Here is a 7900-nt window from a genome sequence, read left to right on the forward strand (position 1 = left end):
TCCGTACTACTCCATTCTCAATCATAGAACGGGATGTGGGCAGAGAAAGGCGGTGAAAAGTCGGCAGTCCAGTCTTCCTTAAAACCTCAATTGTTCAAATCCTCTAACGCCCTGCACCCCAGTCCGAGGGCAGCGATCGCGTGCAGGCGGCTGGGCTCAGGGCCTCTAGAATTTGTACGCCGTAGCTGCGGTAGTGGATGCGGGTGTCAAGCAGTGCCACGGTGCCCTGGTGCTGCCGCGAGGGGGCGATCGCGCGCTGCAGCTCCGTCACCGCTGTGGGAAACAGATACAGCCGAAACCAGTCTTGCCGCCGCCGCTTGTGAAAAGCCACCCGACCCGCCACCAGGGGGTTTTCTAGGGAAGGCAGGGGCAGCGTGGCGACAATCAGCAGGTCCGGGGGCGGCAGCAGGGCCTGGTGCTGTCGCCAAAATGCCCAACCGCTGACCAAAATGCCGTTGCGGTCGACAGCCGTCTGCTCGACCTGCACCCGTGAGCCAAACTCGCCGGCCAGCGTCGCCGCCAGCTGACCCTTAAGGGGCAGATCATCGAGCAAAATCACCGTAAAGCCGGGCCGACTGGCGAAGCTTTCGGCAGCCGTTTCGGCGCGCGCATCTATTTCAACATCGCGGCTCAGCAGACGGCGAATTTCTTGGTGCAGCACCCCCTGAAACTGAGGCGTGTTAGGCAGCGGCAGGTGGGTAGGCAGGTAGAGCTGAATGGCGTCGTTTTGGCGGTTGGGGGTGAACTGGAGGCAGGTCAGTTCGCTCAGCCCCAGGCGCTGGCGAAAATGGTCGGCTCCCGGGTCGGGGTCTAGGGCCGCGCCAATCAGCACCACCGGTTGTCGAGACCACACCGGAGCCAGGGCCGGGGCCAGATCGACCGGAGCGCAGTGTAGCGACATTTGACCGCGATCGCGATCGACGGCAAACCACAACAGGTGGTCGGGCGGGTTGAACTGCTGCCAGAACCGGGCCCACTGGGGCGGCATGGGTCCCTCCGCCTGGGGCGTACGGCTGGCGGTCAGAACCTGGTGCAGCCGCTGGAGCTGTTGGCAGTCTTGCTCGTCTAGTAGATAGCGCCGGTAGGGGTTGGCCGGGCGTTGAAAGGCCGTGTGGGTCAAGGCCACATGGGTATCTTGAATCAGCCCCTGGTGGTTGGGGTAGGCCAGGGCCAGGTGATTCCAGTCGAGCGGGCTGAGATTGGCGGTGAGCTGCTCCTGCACCCACTGCTCAAGGTTGTCGGCGTCGTCAATTAGGGTGGGAATGCCCTCGGGAAACTGGCTCTGGTGGTTGAGGCGATCGCTCAACCAGACTTCAGGGGTGGTAATCAGCAGGCCGTTAAAGTCGCCGCTGGGCCAACTCGCCCCCCGGTGCACCGGCTTGTGCAGCCGCAGCTTTTCTTGCAGGCGGGGCAGGTCGACCATCAACAACCGCTGAGCGGTCGGTTCAGGGGCTACCACAACGGCTGGGCCGGGCCACATCATCAGCGCAATCAGGTAGCTGAGGCGGTACTCCCCCTGGTAGGCCGACAGGCCACCCACCTGCAGCAGCGCACTCCGCCCCAGCCGCAGCGCCCGCGCCACGAGCCGCGCCAGCGTCAGGTGGTGGGGCCAGCTTGGCTCTCCCCATTCCCGCAGCAGGGCGCGCAGTTGTTGGTGTACTTGGGCCTCTATCAAGGTAATGGCATCCAAAGGGTGACGAGGGAGCGATCGAGAGAATCAGCTGGCATGGTTGACGATGGCGTTGCCCTGAGGGTGCCGTCGAACCAGGCCAACCGCTCAATAGCAACTATTAGGTGTCCATTGTCGCATAGAAGATTCGTCGAGGCTGCTGGATACCCCCCCACCGATATGCTGGTAATAACCACTGTGGGCAAACAGCTAAAAACCTATGGAACGAATCGCCATTATTGGCCTGGGCTTGATTGGGGGCTCGCTAGGGTTAGATCTGACCCGGCAGGGCTACCCAGTTGTAGGTATTGCCCGCCGAGCAGAAACGGCCAAAGCGGCTCTAGCTATGGGAGCCGCGACCGAAGCGGGTACCGATCTGGCCCTGGTTGCAGGGGCCGAGGTGGTGTTTATCTGCACGCCCATCGACACGGTTTTAGCGACCGCTAAGGCGATCGCGCCCTACCTATCAGCGGGGGCCGTAGTGACCGATGTGGCCTCGGTGAAAGGGGAACTGGTACCGGCGATCGAGGCACTATGGCCCAACTTTGTAGGTGGGCACCCGATGGCGGGCAAGGCCGAGGCAGGGCTGGCGGTGGCAGAAATCGGGTTGTTTCAGGGTCGCCCCTACGTGCTTACGCCTACTGAGGCAACGAATCCAGCGGCTCTGGAAAGGGTGGGGGCGATCGCCACCTCCCTCGGGGCCAACCTCTGCCAGTGCCACCCCGACCAGCACGATCGCGCCGTCGCCTGGATCTCGCACCTGCCCGTGATGGTCAGCAGCAGCCTCATCCTCGCCTGCCAGCAGGAAGCTGATCCAGATATTCTCTCGCTAGCCCAAACCCTGGCTAGCTCAGGTTTTCAAGACACCAGCCGCGTTGGCGGCGGCGTCCCTGACCTGGGTACTTTGATGGCCCGCCACAACCGCACAGCGTTGCTGGATGCCCTAACCCAGTACCAGCACCAGCTAGAGCAGATCAAAGCGCTGATTGCCGCCGAAGACTGGGACGCTGTACACAACACCCTGACCCAGTCCCAAGCCGCCCGTCCTGCCTACCTGGCCTAGCCAGAACGGGGTTTCGTCCTAGGGCTAAGGATCATGCCACGGGATTACTTAGGCGGGTACATGGGTTCTTTGTCGATCACCACCGGCTCCTGATACAGCAGCGCTGTAAAGGTCACCGTCGAGCCCAGCCCCTCGCCCATGCTGATGAACTGCACCACACCGCCCATTGCCTCTACCAGGCGCTGGGAGATAGCCAAGCCCAGGCCGGTGCCGCCGTACTGGCGGGTGCGATCGCCATCTACCTGACTAAAGCTTTGGAACAGCCGATCTTGCTTCTCCAGCGATACCCCGATGCCCGTATCGGCCACGCTGATCTTGACCAGACCGGGCCAGATCTTGCCCTGGCGTTCTACCTTTTGCGGCTTCACCTCAGCGCTGATGGTAACGCCCCCCTCATGGGTGAACTTGATCGCATTGCCGACCAGGTTAATGAACACCTGAAACAACCGCTGATAATTGCCGTTAACTCTAATGTCGTCGCGGGTGGCAGGCAGCAAAATCTCAAATGAAAGGCCTTTTTGATCGGCCTGATGACGAATGAAGTTCTCCACATCAGTCAGCAGTTCCTTCAGGCTTACAGGCCCCATTTCGATCTGCATTTTGCCCGCTTCGATCTTGGCGATGTCGAGCACATCGTTGATCAGCTGCAGCAGGTGAATAGCTGACTTGTGGGCCTCTTCAATAAATTCTTCTTGCTCGGCGGGGTCGTCGGCCATGCCGTCGAGCACCAGCTTGAGAAAGCCGATCATGCCGTTGAGAGGGGTGCGCAGCTCGTGGGAGGTGTTGGCCAAAAACTCGCTCTTGAGGCGCGAGGCTTCCTCGGCCTGGCGGCGGGCTTCTTCGGCCTGGCGGCGGGCTTCTTGAAACTCGCGCTGCTTTTCCATCAGGCTGGCGTTGGCCTGCTGGAGCTTGATGGCCAGGGCGTGACTTTCGCTAAATAGGGTGGCGTGGGCGATCGCAGTGCCCACCTGATCGGCCAGGTCGGTCAGCAGGTTAAGCTCGACCTCTGACCAGGGGCGATCGGGGCGATCGTGGAGCACGATAAAGCCGTTGATGGTGTTTTGGTAGCGGGTCGCCACAGCAACTACCGATGGATCGGCGGGCTGCCGGGGGGGCACCACCGCCCTCGACGCCTGGGCCGCCGCGCTGAGGCAAGGGGTTTCGGCCAGCAGCCACACCTGCCCCTGCCAGAACAACAAATCCTCCGATCGCACGTATTCAGCAGCTACCGCCGCAGCCTCGGGGGCCATATTGGGAGCCGCATGGCAGCTAAACACCAGGCAGCGATCGACGTCAAACAGGTCGCCGAGACCTTCTACCGTTTGCTGACGAATGATCTCTAAATCGAGCGTCCAGCGGACATTGCGGGTAATTTGGTTGAGCCGGGGCGAGTAGGTCTGCAGCTGGGTGCATTGTGCAGATATCACCTCTGCAGCCATAGCCGGGGCAACTCGCATCCAGGGGCTTTCGGCTAGGCCGTGCAAGTCGGCCAGGTAGCCCGTAGCCGCAATGCGAAATAAGCTGCCATCTGGTCCCAGCAGGGGCTGCAGCAGCCACCGCACATCAATACTGTTAGAACCCAACGGGCAGCGACCGGGCAGCTGAACGATGTCGTGACGGGTGGCCAGAGTATCGAGGGCCTGCTCCAGGGCCTGGGCATTGGCAAATGAGACAATTTCGCTCAGCGATCGCCCTACCCAGTTGGCCGTTAGCGCCACTGGCAATGCCTTAGCCCCCACCGTTTGAACCGACTCGACGATGCCGCTGGGACTCAGCACCATGATCCAAACGGAGAGCGAATCCGTTGGGCTATCCGTAGCCAAAGCAGAAATGGAACGTGGCGATCGCATAGGGGTACGGGGCCAGAACGTTCCCATGTTAACCAACCGACCATACCGATGGCTCTAGTTGAGATGGAATTGGAAAGGTTTGGGGTGTCAGGTGCAGGGTGCAGGGTTTCAGGGGCGGCCCGATGCCTTGCACCCTGCACTCCATTCCCCTAGTCGTTCCACTCTCCCTTGGGCGGCACCGTCGGGTTGCGGGGCAGATGGCGCACCAGGTCGTCTTCGTAGCGGCGATCGCCCCGCAGCCACTGGCGTAGGGCAACATCAATAACCTTGCTGGGGTCAGAGCTGAGGTGGGTTACCTGGTCGAGCAGGTCTTTGTCGATCTGCACGGAGAGATCGACTTTTTCCGCCGACCGCTCGCCGGAATGGGAGGCAGAGTTTTGCATAGTAGGTCGCCTGAACTGCCAGGTAGGTAATTGTGTATTCTCTTTAGTCTAAGCCCTAGGGTGAAAGGTCTAGGGCGCTCAACCTCAAACCCCTTGGCGGTTAGGTCTCAGGTTCTTGACATAACAAGTTTATTCCTATCGCCTTAGCCCATCCTCCCACCGCGCTCAGCACGCTTTTAGGGGACTGCTGCAAAAAACCTTCATGCCGCAAATATTCCGTCTTACCTACTCTTCATGGCTCAGCTCTAACTCCCTTGCGAGCATTCACCCAGGCAAGGGCTTACAATATTAAAGTCTGTAAACCGCTATTGCTGGTAAGCCTTCGTATGACCGAGGTTCCCGTCTCTCAGATTCGCAATTTTTCGATTATTGCCCACATCGACCACGGCAAATCGACCCTAGCCGATCGGCTGTTGCAGCGCACCGGTACGGTTAGCGATCGCGAAATGAAGGCTCAGTTCCTCGACAATATGGATCTGGAACGGGAGCGGGGCATTACCATCAAGCTCCAGGCCGCCCGCATGAACTACCGGGCCCAGGACGGCAAAGACTACGTGCTGAATTTGATCGACACCCCAGGGCACGTTGACTTTTCCTACGAAGTATCGCGATCGCTGATCGCCTGCGAAGGGGCGCTGCTAGTCGTCGATGCCTCCCAGGGGGTCGAGGCCCAAACCCTGGCCAACGTTTATCTGGCCCTGGAAAACAACCTCGAAATCATTCCCGTTCTCAACAAAATTGACCTGCCAGGGGCCGAACCCGATCGCATTAAGCAGGAAATTGAAGACATTATTGGCCTCGACTGCAGCGGGGCCATTCCCGCCTCCGCCAAACAAGGGGTGGGCATTGACGAAATTTTAGAATCTATCGTCTACCTGGTGCCGCCCCCCGCCGACACCGTCGATCAACCCCTGCGGGCGCTGATTTTCGATAGCTACTACGACAGCTACCGGGGCGTAATCGTCTACTTCCGCGTCATGGATGGCACCATTCGCCGCAAAGACAAAGTGCGGCTGATGGCCTCGGGCAAAGAGTACGAAATTGATGAATTGGGCGTGTTGGCCCCCACCCAAGTGCAGGTCGAAGAACTCCACGCTGGGGAAGTAGGCTACTTTGCCGCCTCCATTAAAGCTGTGGAAGATGCTCGGGTGGGCGACACGATTACCCTGGTGCAAAACCCCGCCAAAGAGGCCCTACCCGGCTACGCCGAAGCTAAACCCATGGTTTTTTGCGGCCTCTTCCCCACCGTCTCAGACCAGTTTGAAGAACTGCGCGAAGCCCTCGAAAAACTGCGTCTCAGCGATGCGGCCCTGCAGTACGAGCCCGAAACCTCCAGCGCCATGGGGTTTGGCTTTCGCTGCGGCTTTTTGGGCCTGCTGCACATGGAAATTGTGCAGGAACGCCTGGAGCGCGAGTACAACCTCGACCTGATTACCACCGCTCCCTCGGTAATCTATCGGGTTACCACCATTCAAGGTGAGGTGCTCGAAATCGATAACCCCAGCACCCTGCCCGACCCCCAATCCCGCGAAAAGATCGAAGAGCCCTACGTGCAGCTCGACATGATCACCCCCGAAGAGTACGTCGGGGCCTTGATGGAACTGTGCCAGAACCGGCGCGGCGAGTTTAAAGACATGAAGTACCTGGCCCAGGGCCGCACCACCCTAATCTACGAAGTGCCCCTGGCCGAGGTGGTCACCGACTTTTTTGACCAGATGAAGTCGCGCAGCAAGGGCTACGCCAGCATGGAGTACCACCTGATTGGCTACCGCGAAAACCACTTGTCGCGTCTCGACGTGCTGATCAACGGTGACCCAGTCGATTCGCTGGCCTCCATTGTGCACCGCGACAAGGCCTACTACGTGGGCAAAGCCCTGGTCGAAAAGCTCAAGGAACTGATTCCCCGCCACCAGTTCAAGATTCCGATTCAGGCCGCGATCGGTAGCCGTATTATCGCCAGCGAGAGCATTCCGGCCCTGCGCAAAGACGTGCTGGCCAAGTGCTACGGCGGCGATATTTCGCGTAAGAAAAAGCTGCTGCAAAAGCAGGCCAAGGGTAAAAAGCGCCTGAAGGCGATCGGCACGGTAGACGTGCCCCAGGAAGCCTTTATGGCCGTCTTGAAACTAACTTGATGCTTTCTACCCAGAAACTGGGTTTCCGGCGGCGTTTTTGCTATTCACCAGGATTTAACGTTCAGAAACCCGGTTTCTCTCGCACTGGCCACTGCTACTCCACCAGCACGTAGCGGGTGAGCCGCGCATGATTTCGTTGATGCGCCCGGTGGGCTGGGGTTTGCTCCACCTCTTTGTCAGCTATGCCCGTGGCGACGCCCACGTCTCTAGCAACTTAGGCCTCCCTAACCAGGTCTCTGCTCTTCCCTAATTATCCTGCCGGTCTTAGGGAATCCTTAGACATAAGAGCCATAGGCTGAGCTAGCTAAGGAGCATGGGGCGATGAAATTTAGTCTGGTGATTACCACCTACAACCGGCTGGAGCTGCTGAAGCGGGCGATCGCCTGCGGCCTCAACCAGACCGTACCCTGCGAAGTCGTTGTCGCTGACGATGCCTCCACCGATGGTACTGAGGAGTATGTGCGCAGTTTAGGCGATCGCGTCGTTTACCACCGCAATGCCCAGAACCTCAACCACGCCGCCATTAAATTACGGTATGGCTGTCGCCAGTTAGTAGGGTGGGCAGTGCCCACCATTGAAATTAAGCTGCCGTAGTTAATCCAAGTTTCCTTGAAAACAGTAAATTCCAGAAAGTTGTATTGGGGCGATCGCCTGTTCTTTCCACTGGTGGGCACTGCCCACCCTTGTATCTTAAAAAGTGTGGCAGACCGTCCCACCCTAGGTTAAGCAAACCGCGTGTAGCTTGGGTCGCCGCACCTTTAAGGATAAAACTCGAAAAATCGCCAGGAGCCTGTGACTCCGTA

6 protein-coding genes and 1 pseudogene are annotated in these 7900 nt (G+C 59.2%); 3 read left to right on the plus strand and 4 right to left on the minus strand.

Annotated elements, in window-relative coordinates:
• Positions 1-103 precede the first annotated feature (103 nt).
• A complete protein-coding gene (locus IQ265_RS17670; protein ID WP_228038039.1) occupies positions 104-1690 on the minus strand; it encodes an ATP-dependent DNA helicase in 1587 nt (528 codons plus the stop codon).
• A gap of 199 nt (positions 1691-1889) precedes the next feature.
• Here IQ265_RS17670 and IQ265_RS17675 point away from each other — a divergent pair, with 199 nt between their 5' ends.
• On the plus strand, positions 1890-2732 hold the full coding sequence (locus tag IQ265_RS17675) for a prephenate/arogenate dehydrogenase (protein ID WP_194055974.1): 843 nt from the start codon (positions 1890-1892) through the stop codon (positions 2730-2732).
• 44 nt (positions 2733-2776) lie between these two features.
• On the opposite strand, the gene IQ265_RS17680 is transcribed toward IQ265_RS17675, so the two are convergent.
• Positions 2777-4582 (minus strand): ATP-binding protein, encoded by a 1806-nt coding sequence (locus IQ265_RS17680; RefSeq protein ID WP_194055976.1) that lies wholly within the window; start codon positions 4580-4582, stop codon positions 2777-2779.
• Between the two features lie 149 nt (positions 4583-4731).
• Positions 4732-4965: a hypothetical protein gene (locus IQ265_RS17685; RefSeq protein WP_194055978.1), complete on the minus strand. Its 234-nt coding sequence runs from the start codon at positions 4963-4965 to the stop codon at positions 4732-4734.
• Between the two features lie 326 nt (positions 4966-5291).
• Between IQ265_RS17685 and lepA the strand changes: the two genes are divergently transcribed.
• Entirely contained in the window at positions 5292-7097 is a 1806-nt protein-coding gene (gene lepA, locus IQ265_RS17690; protein ID WP_194055980.1) for a translation elongation factor 4, read from the plus strand.
• A 321-nt stretch (positions 7098-7418) separates the two neighbouring features.
• Positions 7419-7619 (plus strand): annotated as a pseudogene (locus tag IQ265_RS17695) (glycosyltransferase); the annotation flags it as partial.
• Positions 7620-7677: 58 nt separating this feature from the next.
• On the opposite strand, the gene IQ265_RS28830 reads toward IQ265_RS17695, so the two are convergent.
• A partial coding sequence (locus IQ265_RS28830) for a hypothetical protein (RefSeq protein WP_228038043.1) occupies positions 7678-7900 on the minus strand: 223 nt, incomplete at its 5' end.

It is taken from the genome of Nodosilinea sp. LEGE 06152 (genome assembly GCF_015207525.1).
GTDB lineage: Bacteria > Cyanobacteriota > Cyanobacteriia > Phormidesmidales > Phormidesmidaceae > Nodosilinea.